This is a genomic window from Paraburkholderia acidiphila, assembly GCF_009789655.1.
GTDB classification, from domain to species: domain Bacteria; phylum Pseudomonadota; class Gammaproteobacteria; order Burkholderiales; family Burkholderiaceae; genus Paraburkholderia; species Paraburkholderia acidiphila.
In genome coordinates this window covers 1539120-1562226 of record NZ_CP046910.1, presented here as the reverse complement: position 1 = coordinate 1562226, position 23107 = coordinate 1539120, and the positions used below count along the sequence as shown (strand labels likewise).

General features: G+C 63.8%; 21 protein-coding genes. 11 read left to right on the top strand and 10 right to left on the bottom strand.

The annotated features are described in order from the left end of the window. Positions 1-9: 9 nt before the first annotated feature. From FAZ97_RS21500 to FAZ97_RS21485, 4 genes are read left to right on the top strand one after another with little or no spacing between them, the layout of a single operon-like run. Positions 10-1716 carry an alpha/beta fold hydrolase gene (locus tag FAZ97_RS21500; protein ID WP_158760426.1) on the top strand — a complete coding sequence of 569 codons (1707 nt, stop codon included), beginning with the start codon at positions 10-12 and terminating at the stop codon, positions 1714-1716. Positions 1717-1770: 54 nt separating this feature from the next. Next, positions 1771-2193, top strand: coding sequence for a phasin family protein (locus FAZ97_RS21495; RefSeq protein ID WP_158760425.1), 423 nt, complete (start codon positions 1771-1773; stop codon positions 2191-2193). A 59-nt stretch (positions 2194-2252) separates the two neighbouring features. After that, the gene (gene phaZ, locus FAZ97_RS21490; protein ID WP_199272120.1) at positions 2253-3095 is read left to right on the top strand and encodes a poly(3-hydroxyalkanoate) depolymerase; all 843 of its coding nucleotides are present in this window, start codon (positions 2253-2255) and stop codon (positions 3093-3095) included. Between the two features lie 5 nt (positions 3096-3100). Further along, entirely contained in the window at positions 3101-4378 is a 1278-nt protein-coding gene (locus FAZ97_RS21485; RefSeq protein ID WP_233271830.1) for a DUF445 domain-containing protein, read from the top strand. Positions 4379-4389: 11 nt separating this feature from the next. Here the strand turns inward: FAZ97_RS21485 and FAZ97_RS21480 are convergent, their stop codons facing one another. From FAZ97_RS21480 to FAZ97_RS21470, 3 genes are all read right to left on the bottom strand, one after another. Next, positions 4390-7161, bottom strand: coding sequence for a LuxR C-terminal-related transcriptional regulator (locus FAZ97_RS21480; protein WP_233271726.1), 2772 nt, complete (start codon positions 7159-7161; stop codon positions 4390-4392). A 174-nt stretch (positions 7162-7335) separates the two neighbouring features. Then, complete coding sequence (locus FAZ97_RS21475) at positions 7336-8775, bottom strand: coniferyl aldehyde dehydrogenase (RefSeq protein ID WP_158760423.1); 1440 nt, start codon at positions 8773-8775, stop codon at positions 7336-7338. A 59-nt stretch (positions 8776-8834) separates the two neighbouring features. Continuing rightward, a complete protein-coding gene (locus FAZ97_RS21470; RefSeq protein WP_158760422.1) occupies positions 8835-10379 on the bottom strand; it encodes an acetolactate synthase large subunit in 1545 nt (514 codons plus the stop codon). 146 nt (positions 10380-10525) lie between these two features. Here FAZ97_RS21470 and FAZ97_RS21465 point away from each other — a divergent pair, with 146 nt between their 5' ends. The 3 genes from FAZ97_RS21465 (at position 10526) to FAZ97_RS21455 (ending at position 13980) form a co-directional block, all read left to right on the top strand. Continuing rightward, the gene (locus FAZ97_RS21465; RefSeq protein WP_158760421.1) at positions 10526-11518 is read left to right on the top strand and encodes a LysR family transcriptional regulator; all 993 of its coding nucleotides are present in this window, start codon (positions 10526-10528) and stop codon (positions 11516-11518) included. Positions 11519-11693: 175 nt separating this feature from the next. Next, complete coding sequence (locus tag FAZ97_RS21460) at positions 11694-13082, top strand: MFS transporter (RefSeq protein WP_158760420.1); 1389 nt, start codon at positions 11694-11696, stop codon at positions 13080-13082. Then, positions 13072-13980: a LysR family transcriptional regulator gene (locus FAZ97_RS21455; protein WP_158760419.1), complete on the top strand. Its 909-nt coding sequence runs from the start codon at positions 13072-13074 to the stop codon at positions 13978-13980. The genes FAZ97_RS21460 and FAZ97_RS21455 overlap by 11 nt, the downstream gene beginning before the upstream one ends. 19 nt (positions 13981-13999) lie before the next feature. Here FAZ97_RS21455 and FAZ97_RS35435 read toward each other — a convergent pair whose 3' ends face one another. Beyond that, on the bottom strand, positions 14000-14263 hold the full coding sequence (locus tag FAZ97_RS35435; protein WP_233271725.1) for a hypothetical protein: 264 nt from the start codon (positions 14261-14263) through the stop codon (positions 14000-14002). 166 nt (positions 14264-14429) lie between these two features. On the opposite strand from FAZ97_RS35435, the gene FAZ97_RS21450 reads away from it, so the two are divergent. Continuing rightward, positions 14430-14654 carry a hypothetical protein gene (locus FAZ97_RS21450; RefSeq protein ID WP_158760418.1) on the top strand — a complete coding sequence of 75 codons (225 nt, stop codon included), beginning with the start codon at positions 14430-14432 and terminating at the stop codon, positions 14652-14654. Positions 14655-14740: 86 nt separating this feature from the next. Here the strand turns inward: FAZ97_RS21450 and FAZ97_RS21445 are convergent, their stop codons facing one another. The 6 genes from FAZ97_RS21445 to FAZ97_RS21420 all read right to left on the bottom strand — a co-directional run bounded on the left by FAZ97_RS21445 (position 14741) and on the right by FAZ97_RS21420 (position 20117). After that, positions 14741-15103: a copper resistance protein CopC gene (locus FAZ97_RS21445; RefSeq protein WP_158760417.1), complete on the bottom strand. Its 363-nt coding sequence runs from the start codon at positions 15101-15103 to the stop codon at positions 14741-14743. A 28-nt stretch (positions 15104-15131) separates the two neighbouring features. Next, positions 15132-15971 carry a hypothetical protein gene (locus tag FAZ97_RS21440; protein ID WP_158761026.1) on the bottom strand — a complete coding sequence of 280 codons (840 nt, stop codon included), beginning with the start codon at positions 15969-15971 and terminating at the stop codon, positions 15132-15134. A gap of 175 nt (positions 15972-16146) precedes the next feature. Beyond that, complete coding sequence (locus FAZ97_RS21435; RefSeq protein WP_267904746.1) at positions 16147-16536, bottom strand: DUF2946 domain-containing protein; 390 nt, start codon at positions 16534-16536, stop codon at positions 16147-16149. Positions 16537-16681: 145 nt separating this feature from the next. After that, the gene (locus tag FAZ97_RS21430; RefSeq protein WP_158760415.1) at positions 16682-18166 is read right to left on the bottom strand and encodes an aldehyde dehydrogenase family protein; all 1485 of its coding nucleotides are present in this window, start codon (positions 18164-18166) and stop codon (positions 16682-16684) included. 18 nt (positions 18167-18184) lie between these two features. Next, a complete protein-coding gene (speB, locus tag FAZ97_RS21425; RefSeq protein WP_158760414.1) occupies positions 18185-19135 on the bottom strand; it encodes an agmatinase in 951 nt (316 codons plus the stop codon). 151 nt (positions 19136-19286) lie between these two features. Beyond that, complete coding sequence (locus FAZ97_RS21420) at positions 19287-20117, bottom strand: helix-turn-helix transcriptional regulator (protein ID WP_158760413.1); 831 nt, start codon at positions 20115-20117, stop codon at positions 19287-19289. Between the two features lie 171 nt (positions 20118-20288). Between FAZ97_RS21420 and FAZ97_RS21415 the strand changes: the two genes are divergently transcribed. The 3 genes from FAZ97_RS21415 to FAZ97_RS21405 all read left to right on the top strand — a co-directional run bounded on the left by FAZ97_RS21415 (position 20289) and on the right by FAZ97_RS21405 (position 23101). Further along, positions 20289-20633: a cupin domain-containing protein gene (locus FAZ97_RS21415; protein WP_158760412.1), complete on the top strand. Its 345-nt coding sequence runs from the start codon at positions 20289-20291 to the stop codon at positions 20631-20633. A 92-nt stretch (positions 20634-20725) separates the two neighbouring features. After that, a complete protein-coding gene (locus FAZ97_RS21410; protein WP_158760411.1) occupies positions 20726-22159 on the top strand; it encodes an NAD(P)/FAD-dependent oxidoreductase in 1434 nt (477 codons plus the stop codon). Positions 22160-22171: 12 nt separating this feature from the next. Beyond that, positions 22172-23101 carry a LysR family transcriptional regulator gene (locus tag FAZ97_RS21405; protein ID WP_158760410.1) on the top strand — a complete coding sequence of 310 codons (930 nt, stop codon included), beginning with the start codon at positions 22172-22174 and terminating at the stop codon, positions 23099-23101. Positions 23102-23107 lie beyond the last annotated feature (6 nt).

Genomic DNA, 23107 nt, shown 5'->3' with positions numbered 1-23107 from the left:
GAGTCGAAAATGGCGGTAACCCATGAAATGCCCCAGCAGAGCGAGAACGCGAAGGCGTTAGCCGTCTCGGTCGAGCAAGCCCTGCCGGGCCCCAATCCGTTCGTTGGGCTGCGTCCCTGCGATATCTTCGCGGCCGTGCAGCAGATCGGCGCTCAGGCATTGCGGCAGCCCGCGCTGGTGATGGAGCAGGAAATGGCGCTGGCGCGCGAGATGTTCAGTATTGTTTCGGGCAGTTCCAGGACGGCTTCGCCACAAGGCGATAAACGCTTTGCAGATACGGCGTGGCAGGACAACCCGATGTATCGCATGACGCTGCAAGGCTATCTCGCGTGGCGCGACTCGCTTGCGGGTTTCGTGGAGCGCTCGGGTCTCGACGCGAATAGCCGGGAGCGCGCGAAGTTCGTGGTGTCGCTCATTACCGATGCGGCCTCTCCGACCAACACGCTGCTGGGCAACCCGGCTGCGCTCAAGAAGGTGGTCGATTCGGGCGGCATGAGTCTGCTGGACGGCTTCAACAATGCCGTGACGGACATGCTCAAGAATCAAGGCATGCCGGCGCAGGTGAACAAAACCGCATTTGAAGTGGGGAAGAACCTCGGGACTTCGAAGGGTTCGGTGGTGTTTCGCAATGAATTGCTGGAACTGATTCAGTACTCGCCCACGACGCAACAGGTCTATAGCCGCCCGCAGCTTATCGTGCCGCCGCAGATCAACAAGTTCTATATTTTCGATCTGTCCGAAGGCAAGAGCATCGTCAACTATCTGCTCGAAAACGAACTGCAGGTGTTCGTGGTCAGTTGGCGCAATCCGACCGCGGCGCAAAGCCATTGGGATCTCGATACGTACGTGAGCGCGCTGATCGAGGCCATTACTGCCGTGCGTGAAATCACCGGCAGCGAGGACATCAATCTGCACGGCGCATGTTCGGGCGCCATGACGATTTCGGCCTTGCTCGGCCACCTGGCGGCGCGCGGTGAGAAGACCGTCAACGCCACGACGCTGATGGTTGCCGTGCTCGACAATACGGCCGACTCCCAGTTGGGCCTCTTCGCGACGCCGGAGGCCGTGGCGGCCGCCAAGCAGCACAGTATTTCGCGCGGCGTGCTGGCCGGCGAAGAAATGGGCCGCGTGTTCGCGTGGATGCGCCCCAACGATCTGGTGTGGAATTACTGGGTCAACAACTATCTGCTCGGGAATGCGCCGCCGGCGTTCGACATCCTGTACTGGAACAACGACACGACCCGGTTGCCGGCGAAATTCCACGGCGAACTGCTCGATATCTTTACCGGGAATCTGTTCAGCAAGCCCGGCGCGCTGACGGTGCTGGGCACGCCCATCGACTTGTGCCAGGTGAATTGCGACAAGTACGTGGTGGCGGGCATGACCGACCACATCACGCCGTGGAAGGGCGTTTATAACACCGCACGGCGCTTTGGCGGCGAGACCCGTTTCGTGCTGAGTTCGAGCGGGCACATTCAGAGCCTGATTAATCCGCCCGGCAATCCGAAGGCGAAGTATTTCCTCAATCCCTCGTTGCCTGCCAATTCCGACGCGTGGCTGGACAACGCGCAGGCCGAGAAGGATTCGTGGTGGAACAACTGGCGCGACTGGCTCGTGGCCCGGTCTGGCGAGAAGCGTGCTGCGCCGGCAGCGAACGGCAGCAAGAAGCACCCGGCCAAGGCAAGCGCGCCAGGTGCATATGTTCTGCAAGACTAACGATTTGTAACGCGCTAATTCAGCGTATTTTTGATTCAAACAGGAGATTCAAACATGGCAACGACCAATACTAACGGCATTTTTGCTGAATATACGAAGCTCATCTCGCAGTTCAAGCTGCCGGGCGTGGATGTGAGCGCATTCCTCGAATCGCGTCGCAAGGACGTCGAAGCGCTCACCGAAGCCAACATGACGGCGCTTGCGGGCGTGCAGCAACTCGGCCAAAAGCAGGTGGAAATCCTCCGCTCGAAGATGACCGAACTGCAATCGCTGGTGACGCGTCTGTCGACGCCCGGAAGCGAAAGCGTCGCAAGCGCGGGCGAGGGCGTGAAGGACGCGCTCCAGAAGGCCTTTGTCGACATGCAGGAACTCGCGGATGCGGCGTATCGCGCCCAGACCGACAGCATCGCGGTCGTCACGAAGCGCTTTGCGGAGCATGTGGAGGAGATCAAGGCGCTCATGCAGCCGAAGAAGTGATGTAGCGAGCCGCCACGCTTCACAACGATAACGAATTGCCGAACCAGGGGAAAAACCGGATGACCGATATACGAACGAGCCCAGAGGTTGCCGATGTCATGCAAATCCAGATGATCGATCTAGATGGTCAGCTATTGCGTGTTGGCGTGCGTCGCGGTGGCGACGCGTGCCCGCCGCTGCTGTTGTTCAATGGCATTGGCGCGAATCTCGAACTGGTCGAACCTTTTGTCGAGGCGCTCGAAGACATCACCGTGATCGTTTTCGACGTGCCGGGCGTCGGCGGCTCGCCCGCTCCCCTCATTCCGTACCGCTTCTCGACGCTCGCCGTTTTGTCCGACAAGCTGCTCACGCGGCTGGGCTATGCGGGTCCTGTCGATGTGCTGGGCGTGTCGTGGGGCGGCGCGCTCGCGCAGCAGTTCGCGCATCTCTACCCAAGGCGCTGCCGGCGGCTGATACTCGCGGCGACGTCGCCGGGCGTAATCATGGTGCCCGCGCGGCTTTCGGTGCTGTCGAAGCTGGTCGGGCCGCGGCGTTATACGGACCCGGCTTACCTGAAGCAAGTCGGCGCCGAGATCTACGGCGGCGCCTACCGTCGCGATGCCTCGCTGCTCGAAGCGCATAGCCGCCATATCCAGGCGCCGCGCGGCCGTGGTTATCTGTATCAGCTGCTGGCTGCGTCGGGATGGACGAGCTTGCCGTGGCTCGGCGCGCTGCGCCAAAAAACGCTGGTGATGCACGGCAACGACGACCCGATCGTGCCGCTCACCAATGCAAAGATTCTCGCGGCGCGCATTCGCGACGCGTCGCTCCATGTGATCGATGACGGTCATCTGTTTCTGATTACGCGCGCGAAGGAAATCGCTCCGCTCGTCAAGACGTTTCTCGAGCAGGAGGCGAGTTGAGTGCGGTGACCGACGATAACGAACGCGTTGACCGTGTGAAGGCGAGAGCGGCCGTGGACGTCAAGGTGGTGCGGCTCAAGCGCATGCGCGCGACGGCGACCTGTTTGCTCGCGGCGATGATCGCCTTGCTCGTGGCGAGCGTTGCGCTGCAGGCCAGCTATCCATGGCTTGCGTGGGTGCGTGCGTTTGCCGAAGCGGGCACCGTGGGCGCGGTCGCGGACTGGTATGCGGTGGTCGCGCTGTTCCGCCATCCGCTCGGCATCGCCATGCCGCATACGGCCATCATTCCCAGAAACCAGGCGCGCATTGCGGAGAGCCTCGGAAGCTTCGTTGAGCAGAATTTTCTGACCACGGAAATCGTGGTGAGTCGCTTGAGCGAATACAACGCGGCGCGAGCGCTGGCTATGTGGCTTGCCGAAAAGGAGAACAGTTCGACGATTGCCGATGTCGTCGTCGAGTCGCTTCCGCGCTTGCTGGAGCGCATCGACGAGTCCGACGTCGAAGATCTGTTCGATCGGCTGCTGCTGCCGCAATTGCGCTCACTCGATGTGTCTCGCGTCGCGGGACAGATCCTGGGTGTCCTGACTGAAGGCAATCGCCATCAACCGCTGCTGGACCGTGGGTTGGGCGCTGTCGAGCAGTGGCTAACGGCCAATGTCGGCCTGATCAAGGCGAAGTTCAGCGAGGCGTCGCGGTTTACGCCTGCGCCGCTCGACACCTATATCGTCAACAAGTTTGTCGAGGGTGTTGTCGCGCTGGTCCACGAAGTGGCGGCGAACCCCGATCACGAACTGCGCCGTCAATTCGATTCGGCCATCGCGGCGTTGTCGCGCGACCTGCAAACGGCAGCGCAATACCGCAGGTTCGGCAGACTCCTGCTGCGCGACTGCATCCGCCATTTCAAAGCGGGCGATTACTATCGCCTCATGCTCGACCGTATCCGCGCCCGCGTTGCGGCCGACGCCGCGAGCGAGCAGTCGGTCGCGCGCGAGATGGTCGCCGGCGCGTTGACTTCCTTTGGCAAGACCATGGTCAGCGCGAGCGCAATGCAGAACAAACTCAATGCCTGGTGGCTGGAGATTGCGCGGATGCTCGTACTACGCTATCGGCATCAGCTTTCGGGTTTGATCACCGACGTTGTGAAGGGATGGGATGCGCAAGAGGTCAGTGGCAAGTTCGAAGCGGAAATTGGCCACGATTTACAGTTCATCCGGATCAACGGCACGTTCGTCGGCGGCCTCGTGGGCGTGCTGATACACGCGTGCGTGTTAGTCGCGATGTGATGAGAGGCCGCCTAGCTATGCTTGACGAGCCCAAGCGCCTGCGCCCGCGAAACCGCCTGGGCGCGCTTATCCACCGCGAGCTTCGCAAAGATATTCTTCAGGTGCGATTTGACGGTTTCGGGCGTAATGCCCAACGTGCGGGCAATTTCCTTATTGGATTGCCCCTGCGCGATCAACTCGACGATATGGCGCTCCCGCGAGCTTAGCGGCTCGCGCTCGCCCTCGCGGCGCGGTTTGCTCCGCGGCTCATACCTCGCTCGCCAGCCTTCGATCAGACGGTCGAGCCATACCGTCACCTCCGGCGTGCGCGCGGCGCTGCGCGTGCGTTCATGCGCCATGCGCAGCAGCGGCCCGACCGCGGCCCCCTGATCGAGGATGGACTGATAAATGCCAACGGGCGCGGCAATATCGGCGATTTCGCGAAACGCATCGAGCGCGCGGTTCTGGTCTCCCGCGCTCAGCCACGCCATGGCGAGCAGGGTTCGAAGGCGCAGCGCCAGATAGTTGCCTTGCGTGCGTTCACAACGCGCGAGCGCCATGCGCAGGCATTCGACGGCTTCGGGAACGAGGTGTCGCTGCAGCGCGAGGCATGCCGCTGCCAGGTCGCGGTAGTTCTCGATCTCGGGCGAGACAGGCAAATCGGACGCCTCGCGCGCAGTGGCGAGCACCCGAAGGTCAGCCACGCACGCCGCCGCTTCGGGAACACGATTTTCGGCGAGATAGAGCCGCGTGCGTTCGACCAGCGCTGCCGCAAGCAGCCGGTTCCAGCCGCGCGCCTGGCCGAGTATTTGCGCCTGATCGATCAGCACATGCGCGCCCGCGTAGTCTTCGCGCGCTACGGCAATGCGAACCAGAATGCGGTACGCGATCAACACGCTATCGAGCAGCACGGCACGGTCGATGACCGGCATGAGTTCGAGCAGCAGGGCTTCGGCTTCGTCGAGGCGGCCTTGCTCATAGCGGATCTGCGCGATCATGGGCGCGCCCAACGCAGCCGATATGGAGTGGGGTCCGGCGTAGCGCTCGGCGAGTTGCATCGCTTCATTGAAGCGGCGTTCCGCAATCGAAACGTGGAGTTGCTGCAGTTCAACGTGACCGAGCAGGCACAGGCGATAGACCGAAGAAAAGACGCTGCGCTGGTCTTCATCCAGTGAATCGGGAATCCAGGGCGTGGCGTAAAGCGCGTCGAGATTGCCGGTTTTCCAGTAGCTGAAGCGCGCGACGTTGGATACCGCATTGGTCGTCCACGCGTCGGTTGACGGGCGGCTCAGGTATTGGCGCGCGAGATCCAGCGCGCGGTGCGGATCGTCCTGCAAGGCCGCGAGCGCGGAACGAATCGCGAGACAATCCCATTGAACCGTGTCGGCCGACTGGGTTGGCGCGTCGCGCTCGATCGAATCGAGCATCGCACTGACCTCGCCGAAGCGCATGGCGAGCGCCATGCCCCACGCGGTTGCAATGGTGACCGCGGTCTGCGCGCGCATGAGATCGGCCGGAAACTGGCGTTGCCAGCCGACCAGCGTAAGCAGGTCGCCGCCTTTTAAAAGCGCCTTCGCGCAGCGTTCCATCATGGCAATGGCTTCGTCGGTGGCGCTGGCGGCAATCGCGTGTTTGATTGCATCGGTCCAATGCTGCTGTTTCGCATGCCAATGCCAGGCGCGACGGTGCAACTCGGTAATCTCGCCGGGGTGCTTGGCTTCGAGGCGCCGCTTCAGATAGTCGGCCATCAGCCGGTGATAGCGGAACCAGCGGCCTTCGAGGTCCATCGGCTCGAGCAGCAACTGGCGCGCGACGATGTCGTCGAGCATGGCCTGGCTGGACGCGACGCCCGTCACCGCTTCGCACAACGGCGCGCTCAGCCGCTCGAGAATCGCGCTTCGCAGCATGAATGCCTGGGTTTGCGGCGGCAGGTGCTGAAGCAGGTCTTCGAGGTAGTCGGATACGGGCTTCGACGCGCCGCCCGGGTTTAGGCCCGCTTTCAGGCCTGCTTTCAGGCCTGCTTGCATGTCCTGCTGCCAGCCCTGCGAGCGGTCCTGCCGCGCTAATGCCGATGCCGAAATGCGCAAGGCGGCGGCCCAACCTTCGGTCGTGGCATAAAGCGACTTCAGATCGCCAAAGCCGAGCTTGCCAGGGCACTCGTGCTCGACGAAGCGGCGCGTCTCATCGAAATTGAATCGCAGCGCCGCCGCATCGACCTCGCAGAGACTGTTGCCGGCGCGCAGCTTCGCCAGCGGCAGCGGCGGGTCGGTGCGTGTGCAGATCACCACGTGCACATTCGAGGGCACATTGGCGATGAATAGCGACATCGCTTCGTGAATGGCCGCCGAGTGGATCAGATGGTAGTCGTCGATGAAGACGTGCAGTTCGTCGTCGATCTCGGCGAGCTCGTTGATGAGCGTTGCGACAAGCGAATTCGCCGGGACGAACCACGACTCGGCGGTCAGGCCGATGGCGGACACGCCAACGGTGCGGCACGCGCGCTGCAAGGCATGCGCAAGGTAGTGAAAGTACCGGGCGGGTTCATCGTCGTCCGCGTCGAGCGAAAGCCACGCGACCTGCGCGCCGTTCGCACGCAGCGTGTCGAGCCAGGTGAGCGCGAGAGACGTTTTGCCGAAACCGGCAGGCGCCTTGATGAGGGTGATGCGCCGTAGCTCCACTTGCGCGCTCAAGGCCTTCAGGCGTGGGCGATCGACCAGGCCCGCGGGCAAGCGGGGCGCGATGACCTTCGTGGTCAGCAGGAGAGGTGGCCTCGCCACGGTCGTCGCTTCTGTCACTTCAGTCACGGCTGAACGGCTCAGAGGAGGGCACATGATGGATTGGCTTTCAATCCATCATACGACAACTGCGGCGAGGCAGGATGAGTAATGCGGGTCAGTGTGCGAGGTGCTGATGATGCGATGCATCATGCGCGCTGGCCGCTGGCTGCTTTACGCGCGCGGCCAGCCGGTGCCGATGCCTCAGGCGTCGATCATCCCGTTGACGGCGGCTTCGGTAGCTGCCAGATAAGGCGCGCGCATCAGGAGATTCGACTCGCTGCCGGCGCTTTGTACGACAACGGGTTTCGCATGGCTGAATGTGCGGTAACCATATTCGCCGTGGTAATGGCCCATGCCGGACGCCCCGACACCGCCGAAAGGCAGCGAGTCGAAAAACACGTGGGTCATCGCATCGTTGACGACGAGCGCGCCAGAGGTGGTCCGGCTCGCCACCTCGTGTTGTTCCAGGGCGTCGTTGCCGAAGTGATAAAGCGCCAGCGGCCTTGGACGGGCGTTGATATACGCCAGCGCTTCGTCGAGCGTTTCGTAGGTCACCACGGGCAGCACGGGGCCGAAGATTTCCTCCTGCATTACGCGCATGGAGTCGTTTGCATTCCGAACGATCGTCGGCGCCATCTTGCGCACAGCCGGGTCGGAGAGGTCTTCGCCAGTGGGTCCGAGATTCACCACCTCGGCGCCGTTCCGACGCGCATCCTCGACGAGCGCCAGTTGCCGCTCGAATCCGCGCACGTTGATCATCGCGGTGTAATCGGGGTTCTCGCGCATCGTCGGATACATCTGTGCAACGGCTGCTTTTGCGTGCTGCACGAAGGCATCGGCGCGGGTCGCTGGAATCAGCACATAGTCCGGCGAGAGGCAGATCTGACCCGCGTTGAAGGTCTTGACCGTGAGAACGCGTTGCGCCGCGAGGGCGAGATCGGCGTCGTTACCCACGAGAACCGGCGACTTGCCGCCGAGTTCGAGCGTCACGGGCACCAGATTGTCCGACGCCGCTCGCATCACATGGTGCGCGACCTGCGTGCTGCCCGTGAACACCAGATGGTCGAACGGTTGCGCGCTGAACGCCGCGCCGGTTTCGGCCCCGCCGAGCACGGTGGTCAGTTCGTCGCTGTCGAAATAACGGGCAATCAATTCGGCCAGCAGTTCCGATGTTTGCGGCGTCAGTTCCGAGGGTTTGAGGAGGGCCCGGTTGCCCGCCGCGAACGCGCCGCCAAGCGGCCCGAACGCCAGCACGACGGGAAAATTCCACGGACTGATGATGCCCACGACGCCGAGCGGCTGATACTCGACGCGGGCCTTGACGCCCGGAAACGGCTCGGCCGTCGCCGGCTGCGCCATCCATGCTTCGAGATGTTCGCGATTGAAGCGCAGGCCTTCGATCGAAGCGAGGATATCGGCCAGCAGCGTTTGCTGTTTGCCTCGGCAGCTATAGTCCGCATTGATCGCTTCGACCAGCGCGTCCTTGTTCGAACGCAGCAGATCGATCGCGCGGTCGATACGGTCGCGACGAACGGCCAGCGAGGGCGGCCCCTCCTTGAGTTGCGCCGCTTTCATGGCATCGAGTTGCGCGCGGATCTGCGCGGCTGTCGCTTCGGCGGGCAGGCTGAATTGCTTTGACATCCTTAACCTCATCAGAAAATGGAATCGCTCGTTGAATGCGTGGGACGCAAACGCTGCGCCTAGATCACGGCTTCGATCAGCATAGGGCCGCGGCGCTTCATCGCCGCGGCGAACGCGGCGTCGAAATCCGCACGCGACTCGGTGCGTACGGCTTCCACGCCCATGCCTTGTGCCAATGCAACCCAGTCGAGCGACGGATCCTGCAGATCGAACATGGAAGCGGCGTGCGCGCCGTCCGTGCGCGCGCCCACTCGCTTGAGTTCGTTCGCGAGGATCTTGTAGCCGCGGTTCGCGTAGATGACCGTCACGACGTCGAGCTTTTCCCGCGCTTGCGTCCAGAGTGACTGAAGCGTGTACATGGCGCTGCCGTCGCCCTGAAGGTTGACAACTTTGCGCTCCGGGCACGCCACGCTCGCGCCGATCGAAACGGGCATCAGGCAGCCGATTGCGCCGCCGGTGAGCGCCAGCAGGTCATGCGGAGCCGCGGTTTCGAGCAGGCCCGAGTACGCCATCGCGAGCGACGACTCTTCGGTGATGATGGCGTTGTCGGGCAGATGCTTCGCGACGCTGCGCATGATCGATTCGCCATCGAGCGCGCCCTCGGGCGAAAACTCGACGGCCGTGCGGGCGTTGATTCGGGCGATGGCATGCTGGGCGCCGAGCGCCTCGACAAGCGCTTCGAGCGCGCCCGGGCCGTCTTCGTGCGGATGCGAAAGCACGGCGATGCGGCAGCCCTCCGGCGTGAGCCAGCTCGGCTTGTCCGGGTAGGCGAAGAAGCTCACCGGCGGCTGCGCGCCGACCAGCACGATCAACTCGGTGCCGGCCAGGAATTCAACCACCTGTTCGGCGAAATAGGGCAGACGCTCGACCACCTCACGCCCGGCGCCGCGCGCCACGCGCGGCGCGAATGTGTCGCACAGCAAGCGGGCACCCGTTTTCGCGGCGATCTTGCCGGCGGCGCGCAGGCCGCGCTCCTGCAATGCCTGGCCTCGAAGCAGGAAGGCGGTGCGCACGCCGCTCTGGGCGAGTGCCGCAATCCGCTCGATGGTGCCGTCGCTCACGAGCGCGGGCGCCTGCACGGGCAGCGGTGCCGCCACGCCATCGGCTTGCGACCAGGCCGTGTCGGCGGGCAGGATCAGCGTGGCGATCTGGCCGCCGTCGGCCATGGAGGCCTGCACGGCGCGCGCGGCGTCGGCCCCAACCGTCAATGCACTGCTCGACGAGTGGATCCAGCTCGAAACCGGACGCGCAAAGCCCTTGATATCGGAAGTGAGCGGTGCTTCGTAGCGCGCATGCGTCGACGCATGATCGCCGACGATGTTGACGACCGGGCTCGACGCGCGGCGGGCGTTGTGAAGGTTGGCGAGTCCGTTGGCGAGGCCCGGCCCGAGGTGGAGCAGCGTGGCGGCGGGCTTGCCGGCCATACGGCCGTAGCCGTCGGCGGCGCCGGTGACAACGCCCTCGAAAAGGCCGAGTATCGGCCGCATGCCTTCGACCGAATCGAGTGCCGCCACGAAATGCATCTCCGACGTGCCGGGGTTCCCGAAACACATGTCCACACCACTTGCGACCAGCGAACGCAACAGACTTTCAGCGCCATTCATTTTGGATCACCTCAGTAACAAACCTGTAAGAAGCTTTGCCCCTGCGGTTGCCTTGGGGCCCAGACGTCATGCATCGACGTACGCACTGATCCTAACTATCCGGCTACCATGCAAAAATACAGTCTGATCTGAAAATTTATTACGTCATGCGCAAGAATCTCGACTACGGATTGCTGCACGCGATGACCGCCTTCGTGCGTGTGGTGGATGCCGGGAGTTTCACGGCGGCCTCGGAGCACATGCAGCTGACAACGGCGCAGGTCTCGCGGCTCGTATCGGAGCTGGAGAATCGTTTGCAAACGAAGCTGCTGCAGCGAACCACGCGGCGCATGTCGGTCACGAGCGCGGGCGAGCGCTACGCGAATCAGTGCCGCACGATCCTCGATCTGGTGGCGGAAGCAGAAGGGGAGGCGGGCGGCGCTCGCATGGCGCCGACCGGGAGGCTGCGGGTGCTGTGCATGGCGAGCTTCGGCGACCGCTACGTGGTGCCGCTCGTGACGAAGTATTGCGCGCAGTACCCAGCGGTGAGCGTGGAATATAGCGCTTCGCAGTACGTACCGAATCTGCTGGCCGAAGGTGTGGATGTGAGCGTGTATCTCACGAGCAGTCTGCCCGATTCGAGTCTGGTCGCGCAGCGGCTTGGCGAGGTCCACGGCGTGCTATGTGCGACGCCCGGCTACCTCAAGCGGCATGGCGCGCCGAGGACCGTGGCGGATCTCGCTGGACATGCGTGCCTGCGTCTCGTGAATCCGTCGACCACGCTGCATTGGGAACTGACCGACGGCAAGACGACCCATTCGGTGCAACCCGAGGGTCCACTGGTCGCGGACAAGCCCGAAGCGGTCGTGCAGGCGGCGTGCAGCGGCCTGGGCATTGCGCTGCTGCCGGGCTTCGCGGCGGTGGACAGGATACGCAGCGGAGAGCTCGTGCATGTTCTGCCGCAATGGCGCTCGCCCGATGTAGGCGTGTATGTGCTGATGCCTTCGCGGAAGTTTCTCGAAGCCAAGACCCGCGCATGGGTCGAGTTATTGAAAGCGGAATTGCCGCCCGCGCTAGAGCGCGATGTGATTCAAATCACTGGAAAAAGCGTGCCCAAACAGCGGCGTGCGCGTGCTGCGACCTCGCCACGTTCGCCTTGAATCCGACAGCCGTTAGTCTGGCTGAAATTCCCCATTCCAGAAAAACGAATTCCCCTCTCCGTGTATTGCGAGCAGTCTGGCAGCCAAATCCGGCTGCGCAAGCCGCTGCGTCCTATGGCGGTGCCAGACGCATCGATCAGCGTTGCGCCGGGCCAGACCCAACACAGGAGACAGCATGGCAATCGTCAATTCCGGCGCCCGGCTCGACCGGCTACCCATCAGCCGGTTTCACTGGAAAATTCTTGGCTTGATCAGCGCGGGCGCATTTCTCGATGCGTTCGACATCTATCTCGCCAATGGCGCATTGGCGGCCATGGTCAAGACCGGTTTCGCCGACCTGCGCGTCGGCTCGTTCTTTTTGTCGGCGACGTTCCTTGGCATGATGATCGGCGCGGGCCTTTCGGGCTACCTCGGCGACCGCTTCGGCCGCCGCTTCTCGTACCAGGCCAACCTCGCCATTTTCGGCGGCGCGTCGTTCATTGCCGCGTTCGCGCCCAATATCTACTGGCTGATCCTGCTGCGCTTCATCATGGGCGTCGGCCTCGGCGCGGAACTCGTGGTCGCCGCCGGCACGCTGTGCGAGTTCGTGCCACCGGCCAGCCGCGGCCGCTGGACGTCGTTGCTCGCGCTCATCACCAATTCGGGTCTGCTCGCGGCCACGGCCGTGGGCTACTGGGTCATTCCTCATCTGGGCTGGCGTTACATGTTCGCGATCGCGGGCGTGGGCGCCATCGTCGTTTGGGCGCTGCGTCATCGCATGCCGGAGTCGCCGCGCTGGCTGGAGACCGTGGGCCGGCTGGAGGAAGCCGAGCGGACGGTAACCGCCATCGAGCAAGAGGTCGAACGGCACACGGGCGGCGCCTTGCCGCCTGTTACCCGGGTGACGAGCCACGAGAGTTCCGCCGCGCCGTTCTCCGCGCTCTTCGCGCCCGGCATGAAAGGGCGGACTTTCGTGGCAGCGCTCACCGCCATTGCGGTGAACGTGTCCCTCTACGGTTTCGTCGCGTGGTTGCCGGCGTTCTTCGTCAATGAGGGGCTGAGCATCACGCGTTCGCTCGGGTTCGTGTTCCTCATGTCGTTCGGCGCACCCATGGGGGCCGTCGTCGGCTTTGCCGTCGCGGACCGTCTAGGCCGTCGCAGGGCGCTGATCGCCAGCGCGCTGGTCTCGATCGTGCTCGGATACTTCTACGTGCAGATGCGCGATCCCGTCGCCATCTCCGTGATGGGGTTCGCGTTGGTGACCGCGCTCTACACGGTCTGCACGCTCGGTCTGTTCGTCTATATCCCGGAGTTGTTTCCGACCACGCACCGTCTGCGCGGCACCGGCGTGGCGGGCACGTGCGGGCGCGCTGCATCGATGTGCACGCCTTATCTCGCCGTCCTGCTCTATTCGCAGTTTGGGGTATCGGGCGTGGTAGCGATGGTCGCGTGCGTGCTGGTGGCGCTGTGCGTCGCGTTGCTTCTCCTTCGGGTCGAGGCGAGCGGCCAGACGCTCGAAGCCGTGTCCGCGCCGGGCCTGCAGGAAGCAGCGATCAAACAACCCGAAAGCCACCATGCATTTTGATTTCGTCGATCTGCGCTTGCTCACGGCGCTTGGCGAGACAGCCAATCTCGCTCGCGCCGCGAACCTCTGTCACATGTCGGCCCCGGCAGCCAGCAGCCGCCTGAAAAATCTCGAGGACTTTCTGGGCGTGCGGCTGTTGTACAGAACCAGCCAGGGCATGATTCCGACGCCGGCGGGCGAGTGCTTTATCCGTCATGCGTTGTTGATGCGCGAACAGGTGGAGCGGCTCGCCGGGGACATCGAACAGTTCGGCAGTGGGATGACCGGCCACATCCGGGTCTGGACCAATACGACGGCCATTACCGGCGCACTGCCCGACACGCTGGGTCGTTTTCTATGCGAGCACGCCCATGTGAACGTCGAACTGCGCGAAGCGCCCAGCGACGATATCGTGCGAGGGGTGACCGGCAACCTCGCGGATATCGGCATCGTCGCCGGCAACATCGATGCGGGCCAGCTCGAGATGCTCCCGTACCAGAACGAAAGACTGGTGCTGGTGACCCGGCCAGATCATTCGCTTGCCCAACGTGAAGCGGTGAACTTCGCCGAAACGCTGGACAACGATTTTGTCGACCTGCCCGCGTCAAGCGCCATTCACGCGTTCGTTCACCGCGCCGCGGCCGCGCTTGGCAGGGCGCTCAGAATACGTATCGAGGTAGGTTCGTTCGACGCGGCATGCCGGATGATCGCCGCCGGCGCGGGCATAGGGATCGTGCCGGCCTCGGTCGCGTGGAAGCATGCACGCGTGAAGGATATCGTCATGGTCGCGCTCAAGGACGAGTGGGCGGAGCGGCACCTGAACATCTGCGTGCGCAGTGTGGCGGAGCTTCCGCTGTTCACTCGCGAACTCGTTGCCATGCTGGCTGCCGATGTCGTGGACTCGACACGGCGCGTGTAGCGGTGATCTTCGCTTCACTTCAGTTGGAAGATGGACTCGTACAGTATCGCGCGAACTGTTCCTCGGACACGGCGAAGCCCTTCTGTTTCGCCAGTTCCCAGGGCCGTTCGCAACGTTGCGTAGCCTCACACCACGAATATCCGGCCGAGCCGATGCACCCATGCGCATCGCGATCGGCGCCGGGCATAGTCGATGCCTCATTGCGCGAAGGATTGGCGCAGGCGGCAAGCGCACTGGCCAATGCAACGGCGGCCAGTAAAGCGAAAGTATTTTTTCGACGCATAGAACGTGCCTCCAGAAGAAGCACCACCGTATCACGCCCGCCCCGGCGCTCGGAGCCAATGCCTGTGACGCGTTGACCCAAAGCCGAATCGCCCCTGTTTATTTCGCCACCGCTTCCGCGCCATTGCCCCTAAAATTCCATGACACTGCTGTGCCGGAGCACCACCATGGAACGAAAGAAAGCTGAACACATCCTGCTCGAAGCCGACGAGATCGCCGGTCTGGTTCTCAACGGCTTCGACATGACGATGGACACCGACGCCGGGCGCGCGCTGTACGATCGCGCATTTACCCGCTATATCCATAACGAAATGGGCGACGTGCCCGTTGGGGAACTGTACGACGCGTTGAACGGTTCGCCCGAAGCCTTTACCGCAACCACCCCGCAGTAAGCAGGCGAGCCACCCGGATATCACGAACGGGCCGTGCTGCAATCTCGCACGAAATCGCAGCACGGCCTCATTTCATCTTTACGTGTTCACTTCACGTCGAACGAGTAATGTCCGGTCGTGCGGTGCCCATCGGCGGCAACCGCGACCCACACCACCGAATACTTTCCAGGCGTCAACGGATTCAGCGCGACCGACATGCGCTTGCTGTTGTTCGCATCGACCTTGGCCTTCTCGCGAATAACGGACTTGCCTTGCGCGTTGGTGACGTCGATGGAACTGAACGCGGGTTCGAGCCCATCGTCGAAGTCGATCACAACGGCGTCGAGCGTGGCCGGCGCTGTCGACCCGGCAGGCGGTTCCTGATGTTTCGGATAAGCGTGGGCCCAGGCGAGGTGTGCGGCGACCAGCGCGACCGTGGCGACAGCCGTGCGCAATGTAGCGAGTTTCATGGCGATATTCCTGTGTGAATGTGCGGGCTTACTGGAAAAGCGGCTTGCCGATCGTGCGCGGCGCGACATCGTCGAAGAAGATGTGCACCTGCGCGAGGATGCCGACGTGCGAGCCGCTCGCCCGGTTGATCGGGATCTGCGCTTCGATGCCGAGCTGGCCGTAGCGGTTCATCCAGATGAAGCCCGGGTTGACGGTCCCGGTTGTTTGTCCCTGGCTGCGCGAAAGGGGCACTTCGACGAGGGGGATGAGGTTGGAGAACGGCTGCGGCAAGCCGAGGTCGTGTACGTGCTGTTGCAGGTAGGGCAGGCTGTACTGGAACGTGAAGCCGTAGTCGAACGAATTCGGCTGACCACCGCCTGTCGTGAACGACGGTCCCGCTTCGCCGGTGATGGCGATGGGCCGCAGCCACGCGAGCGAGTCGGGCAGGTCGCCCATGCCTTTGCCGGCGAAGATCGTGGGCGAGATTGTCGAGAAGTTGTCGGCGATCGCGCGGCTACCCGTGCCGCCGAGTTCGGCATCCACGCCCACCGACGTCATGAATTCATGCGCGTCGTTCACGTAGAGCAGGTACTTCAGGCCCACGCCGAAGTTGTCGAAGCCGCGCGCGGTGGGGTTGTTCTGCATGACGTAGCCGCCGTCCACGGAGAAGGCGAGCCGCGGCGTGATGAGCTTGTCGTACTCGAAGCTGAACGTGTTGATGCTTTGGTCGCCGGCGTCGCCCGGCACGCGCTGGTGCCCGAATTCGAGGTTGGCTTCGTCGCCTACGCCGGGGTCGTCGACGGAAAGCGTGGAGGGAAATACGCGGTCGCCCGCGATGGCGTGCGCATGGGCCGCGCACGGTCCGAGCAGCAACGCGCAGCCGATCATGCGGCTGATCGCGCGAATGCGTGCAGGCACGCCCGGCGCCATGCGGCCGGACGGTAATTGGTCAGACATGAGGTGTCCTGTCGAGGAGCGATGCACGCGCGCAACTCACTGGGGCGCGTGTGCAGGCCCGGCGACACGCGAGGCGTATCGTCCGGGGTTGGCATGATCGTTCCGGTCAGGACAGGGGTGGGGCGCGTGCGTGGATGTGGCTCGCGGGCGCGGCGAGACGAACGCTTTCGAACTGCGCCTCGATGCGGGCCTGCACGAGTTTGCCAACGACAAACAGTGCTACGGGTACGCCGGAGACGACGGGCAGGTGTGCGAAGAAGCTGCAATAGCCGCAGTCCTGCATGTCGCCCGGCGTTGCGTGTGTGCCTGCTTCGCCACTCGCGCCGTGAACGTGGCGCGCCATCGACGGCATGCCGCAGGGCGCGCGTTCCACGGTGCCTGGCGCCATCTGCATGGCCTGGGCGGAAAGCAGGTGCGATACCACAGGCGCGAGCGTCGCCATGAGGAGCGCAAGCGTCCCCAGTAGACTGCCCAGCCTGAGATGGAATCGGCGCACGGCGAATGGATGGAATCGACGGAAATAGTGCGTGGATTATGCCACGCAAGCCGCCATTCCCGGTGCGCCGCCTGTCAAAGCGCCGCAGCCTCGCACATTGCGTGCGAGGCCGTGGTAAGGCCAGTGTGAAGCCGGCAGGAAGCGATCAGGCGCGCAGCCCCATCGTATGACGCAATTCCTGATAACTGCGCAAACCCGCAACACCCAGCTCGCGGCCAATGCCGCTCAGGCCGAAGCCGCCCCAGCACACTTGCGGAAAGATCAGTTGCGGGGTGTTGACCCAGACGAGCCCGGCGCGAAGCTGCGCCTTGTAACGTCGCGCGGCCTTTTCATCGCTCGTCACGACCGTGGCGACCAGTCCGTAGCGCGTATCGTTGGCGAGGGCGATTGCTTCGTCATCCGAACGGAATGATTTCACGCAGGCGACGGGCCCGAAGATCTCGTCGGTCCACAGCACGTTGTCGGCTGCGGGTTCCGCGATGACGACGGGCGCCATGAAGAAGCCTTCGGCGCATGCGGGATCGAGCTGACCCGCGAACGCGATCTGTGCGCCCGCTTCGACGCCTTGCGCCACCAGCGCCGCCACGCGCGCGTGCTGCGCGGCGCTGATGAGCGGTCCCATCGCCACGTCGGCACCCTGCGGCGGCGCGACGACCACGGCTCGCACCGCTGTTTCGAAGGCGGCCATGAACTTGCGATACACATTGTCGTGCACGAGAATGCGCGCCGTTGCCGAGCACATCTGCCCTGCGTTGGCAAACGCGCCACCCACCGCGAGCGAGACGGCTTGCACCACGTCGGCATCTTCGCGCACGATCAGCGCGGACTTGCCGCCCAGTTCGAGCGTGAGGCGCTTCATGTCCTGCGCGGCGGCCTGCATGACCTTGCGGCCCGACGCCGTGCTGCCGGTGAACGAGATCTTGTCGACGAGCGGATGCGTCGTCAGCCATGCGCCGACTTCGCCGCCGCCGTTGACCACATTCACGACGCCATCGGGCACGCCCGCTTCGCTCACAATCTCGGCGAGCATGTGCTCGGTGGGCGAGGTGAGTTCCGAAGGCTTGATGACGACCGTGCAGCCCGCGGCCAGCGCCGGCGCGAGTTTCCATGCGGTCGTGACCATCGGGAAGTTCCACGGCACGATCAGCGCCGCGACGCCAACCGGTTCGTGCATGCGTTCGGCCAGCAGCGCATCGTCCGGCAGCGCGACCGGTTCGGCGGCGAACACCGACGCGTCTTCGCACAGGCCCGCGTAGTAGGTGAACGTCGCGATGGCGTCGCTCACGTCGAGGTCCGCTTCGAACGGCGGCTTGCCGCTCACCTGCATCTGCATGGCGGCGAGGCGTGCGCGGTCGGCTTCCAGCAGTTCGGCGATCTTGCGCAGCAGCTTGCCGCGCGCGGCGGGCGTCGTGTGGCGCCAGGCGATCAGCGCATCGTGCGCGGCGTGCACGGCGCGATCGACGATCTCGGCCGTGGCGTGCTCCTGCCAGCCGATAGTTTCGCCCGTCGCCGCGTTGCAGATGCGCGAGCACACTTCGCGGTCCGCCGCGCAAAAGGTTGCGCCCGCAATCATTGCGGCGGGCAGCACAAAGGCCTCGCCGTCGATCTGACGTTCGGTATTCGTAGCCATGTTGTTTCTCCTCGCGCCCTAGCGGTAAGCCACGCCGGGCATGATGCAAAGCATTTCAAAGGCGAGATTCGCGCCCACGAGCGCGGTCGTGCCCGCTTGGTCGTACGGCGGCGAGACTTCGACAAGATCGGCGCCCACCACGTTGAGCCCCTTCATGCCGCGCACGATTTCGAGGCCCTGCTGCACGGTGAGCCCGCCCACTTCGGGCGTGCCGGTGCCGGGCGCGAAAGCGGGATCGAGTCCGTCGATATCGAAGCTCAGGTACACGGGCGTGTCGCCCACGCGTGCGCGCACTTCTTCCATGAGCGGCGCAAGCGAGCGGTTCCAGCAGGCCTCGGCTTGCACGACGGTAAAGCCCTGCTTGCGGCACCAGTCGAAATCTTCTGCGTGATAGCCGGTGCCGCGCAGGCCGATTTGCGTGACCTTGTCGCATTGCAGGAGGCCATCTTCGACGGCGCGGCGAAACGGCGTGCCGTGCGCGATCTTTTCGCCGAACATGGTGTCGTTCACGTCGGCGTGCGCGTCGATATGAACGACGGCGACCTTGCCGTACTTCTTGTGCAGCGCGCGCAGGATCGGCCATGCGATCGTGTGATCGCCGCCGAGCGTGATCGGGCGGCAGCCGGTCTCGACGATGCGGTCGTACGCGGCTTCGATCAGACGAATCGAATCCTTCAGGTCGTACGGGTTGGTTGCGACGTCACCGATATCGGCCACCTGCAGCGAATCGAACGGCGCCGCGCGCGTGGCCATGTTGTACGGCCGCAGCAGCACCGATTCCGAGCGGATCTGGCGCGGCCCGAAGCGCGCGCCGGAGCGGTTCGAGGTGCCGATATCGAGCGGCACGCCCACGAAGCAGACGTCGAGGCCCTCGGTGGTCTCGGCCTGCGGCAGGCGCATCATGGTGGCGATGCCGCCGAAACGCGGCATCTCGTTGCCGCCCAGCGGCTGGTTGAACTGGCGCTCCATCTGGTGTGTCTCCGATCGTTAGAGTCAAATCGATCGGGCGATGGTAGGGGAGATGCCGTGCCGCCAGATATTGAAGTTGTGTTGTTTACATCGATGCGATTCGATGTATGCAAGCCCTTAATCAGGCAAATGAGGCAGGTAAAAGCTGCGCCTAAACCCCGGCGTGACCCCACGCGATCAGCTCGCGCTTGGTACGCACGCCCAGTTTCGCGAAGGCGCGCTTCACGTACGACTCGGCGGTTGCCACCTGCACGCCCAGGATCTGCGCGGCTTCGGGCACGGTCTTGCCCGTGATCAGGTGCGCACAGGTTTCGTATTCGCGTTTGGAGAGGCGAACATTGTCTGCCGCAATGCGCGCGTCGAATTGCGCGAGCGGATGCATGAACGGCGCGGCGTGGGCAATGAGCCGGGCGGCGCTCGTGGAGGCGTGCAGTTCGAGCAGCGGAAACAGAAACTCGCTGACGCTGCGAAAGCGGTTCATTTCCACGAGCGTAAACGGCGGTTCGCGCAGCCCGCGTTCGAGCGCGATGGAGTCCTGCGCGTGGCGCGTGCCGCGTGCGAGCACGCATTCGTGGGCAATGCGGGCTTCGTCGAAGAGCCGCTGGCGGAATTCGCCCGGCGGGATCGCGCCGATGTCGCGCACGACCAGCATCGTGCCGAGCTTGCCGCGAATGCCGGCGAAAAGCGGATCGCTCTCGTAGAAGCGGTCGTAATAGAGCGTCATCACGTCCGAAATCGCGCCCGAATCCATTCCGACCCCGCCACTGCCGATCCATTCGCAGCGATAGCCCGTTGGCATCGTGCTGTCCGCGCGCGAACGCTCGATATGCACGACGTTCACGGGCACGACCTCGTTCACCAGCAGCGTGAGGCGCGGCACGAAATCGGGCGTGCCGACGGCCTCGATCACATTGCCGAGGGTCTTGAACGAGAGCGGAAAGTTCGGTTGATCGCGGTTGAGCGGGGGTACGTTGAGCAGCATGGCGCGCCCCTTCGTGATGGCTAAATCATTATAGCTGAAGGGGTTAGGCCGCCAAAAATGCCCGAATCGGGCAGCAAAACACCGCTTGCCCCCCCTGAGGGGGGGCATACCGCCGCCGCGCCAGTCGGTAACTTTGGCGTCACTCAATCAAAACAACCGGAAGTGACGCAAATGAGCAAACTGATTCAGGACATCGTGCCGCTGGGCGCTGGCATCGGCGAATTCACGAAGCTGGAATACGGCATGGACGAAAGCGACTGGCGCGCAACCGTCGGCAATAACAATAACTACGTGATCGGCTGGTGGGAAGGCAAGGTCGGCGCCGTGGACTTCCCGGCCACGACCGCCGACGAAGCGGTATGGCTCGTGGAAGGCAAGATCGCCCTGACCGACGCGAACGGCGCCCGCAAGGAATTCACGGCAGGCGAGGGCTATCTGCTGCCCGCAGGCTTCGCAGGCCGCTGGGAAACCATCGAGGACGCGAAGAAGTTCTACGTCGTGCTCGAACAAGCCTAAGGACCCAAACAAGGAACCCCGCGAGCCGCCTCCCGCGCGAGGCGGCTCGGTTTCCCCGATCCGTTATCCCGATCCATGCAGTGAAGCCCATCATGAGTACCCCTGCAGAAGTTGAAGTCGCATCGCGCCCGCCCGTCACGCTCAGCGTGCAAGAGGCGCTTTCGCGCACGCGGTTCTTTCCGTACTGGCTCGACAACCCCGCCGAACCGCCGACCGAACCGAAGCTCACCACCAACGTGGAGGCCGATCTGCTGATCGTCGGCGGCGGCTTCACGGGGCTCTGGGCCGCGGTGCAGGCCAAGGAGCAGATGCCGCATCTGAACGTCGTGCTGATCGAGGCGGGCAAGGTCGCACACGGAGCGTCGGGCCGTGCGGGCGGCATCATCTCGACTTCGGTCATGCATGGCTTGCCCAATGCCGTACGGGTATTCCCCAACGACATTGCGCAGCTCGAAGCATTCGGCCATCACAATCTCGACGGCTTCGAGGAAACGCTCAAGCGCTACGGCATCGACGCCGACATCGAATGGAACGGCGAAATGACCGTCGCGGTCGATCCCGAGCATATAGAGCATTTGCAGGGCGACTACGACCTTCACAAACGCTACGGGCACGATGTCGTGCTGCTCGATGGCGAAGCGACGCGTGAGCAACTCGACTCGCCGCTGTTCGCGGGCGCGCTGTGGTCGCGCAATCGCAGCGGCATCGTGCATCCGGCCAAGCTGGCATGGGGTCTGAAGCGCGCGGCGCTTTCGCTGGGCGTGAAGCTTTACGAGCACACGCCGCTCATCGATGTCGTCGACGAAGGCCAGACCGTGTACGTGAAGACGCCCGAAGGCAGCGTGCGTGCGCCGCGCGTGGTGTTCGGCAGCGGCACGGCGAAGGTCGGCATTCCCGATATCAACCGGCGCGTGCTGCAGGTGCGCGACCACGTGCTCGCCACCGAACCGCTCACCGACGAGCAACTCGCGCGCATTGGCTGGAAGAATCGCCAGGGCATTTACGACACGCGCACGCAGCTCAATTATTTCCGCCTTACGAAGAACAACAACATCATCTTCGGCGGCCTCGTGAGCTATCACTTCGACGGCGATCCGAATCCTCCGCAGGACGAGAAGGCCGAGACCTATTACCGGCTCGCGCAGGCGTTCTACCGTACCTTCCCGCAGCTTGCGGACGTGCGCTTCTCGCATGCGTGGGGCGGCCCGATCGACTACTGCTCGCGCGGCTCCGTGTTCGCGAAGCGCTATCTGAACGACAAGGCCGTTTTCGTGGCGGGTTACACGGGCTTTGGCGTAGCGGCCAGCCGCTTCGGCGCCTTCATGGGCCTGAACATCCTGTTCGATCGCAACAGCCCCGAGCGTGCGCTCGATATCGCCAACCAGAGTCCCACGTATATCCCGCCAGAGCCGGTGCGCTGGCTCGCCGCCAAGGTCACGTTCCATGCGTTCGACGGCGCCGACGCCGAAGGCGGCTGGAAGCGCGCGTGGATCAAGGGCATCAAGGCGATGGGCTTCCCGATGTGAGTGTCTAGCGCCATGTTCTCCAATACCTCCGATCTCGACCTGCGCCTGATCCGCGTGTTTCTCGCCGTGGTGGATGCGCGCGGCATCACGGCGGCCGAAGCGACGCTGGGCGTGCGGCAGTCCACCATCAGCACGCAGCTCTCGGCGCTCGAAGCCCGCGTGGGCTTCAAGCTCTGCGAGCGCGGGCGCGGCGGCTTTCGCCTCACTTCGAAGGGCGAACGCTTCGTGCCCTCGGCGCGCGCGCTCGTTGCGGCCACAACCGATTTTGTCGCGCGCGTGCGCGATATCGACCGCAAGCTCGTCGGCACGCTCGGCATCGGCCTCATAGGGCAGGCCTCGCATGTCGAGAATGCGCGGCTCGCGGAAGCGATCGGCGTATTTCGCAAACGCGATCAGGCTGTGCGCTTCACGATGAAGGTCGCGGCGCCCCAGGAGCTCGAGGAAAGTCTCGTCAACAATCAGCTCGACATCGCGATCGGTTACTTCTGGCATCGCGTGGCGGGACTCGACTACACCGAACTGTTCAGCGAGCGTCAGGTGCTGTGCTGCGGGCGCGGGCACGCGCTGTTCCATAGCGCGCCGCACGTCAACGTGGACGACCTGCGCGAACACGACTGGGTCTGGCGCAGCTATCCGATACCGGAAGAGCTTGCAGGTATCGGCGACCGGCAGGTGACGGCGATTGCCGACAGCATCGATGCGGCCACGGTCTTGATCCTCTCGGGCAGCCATATCGGCTATCTGCCCGCGCATCACGCCGAGCCGTTCGAGCAGCGCGGCCTCATTCGGGCGCTTGGGCGTGCGACCTTCGGCTTCGACGTGCCGATGCATTTGGCCGTCAAGCGCAGTGCCGCGGAAAAGCCCATCGTGCGCGCGTTCTGCGACGATCTGCTGGGCGTCTATGGGCAGCACGCCGCCGTGCCCGAATCGCTGGTCGAGTGAAAGAAG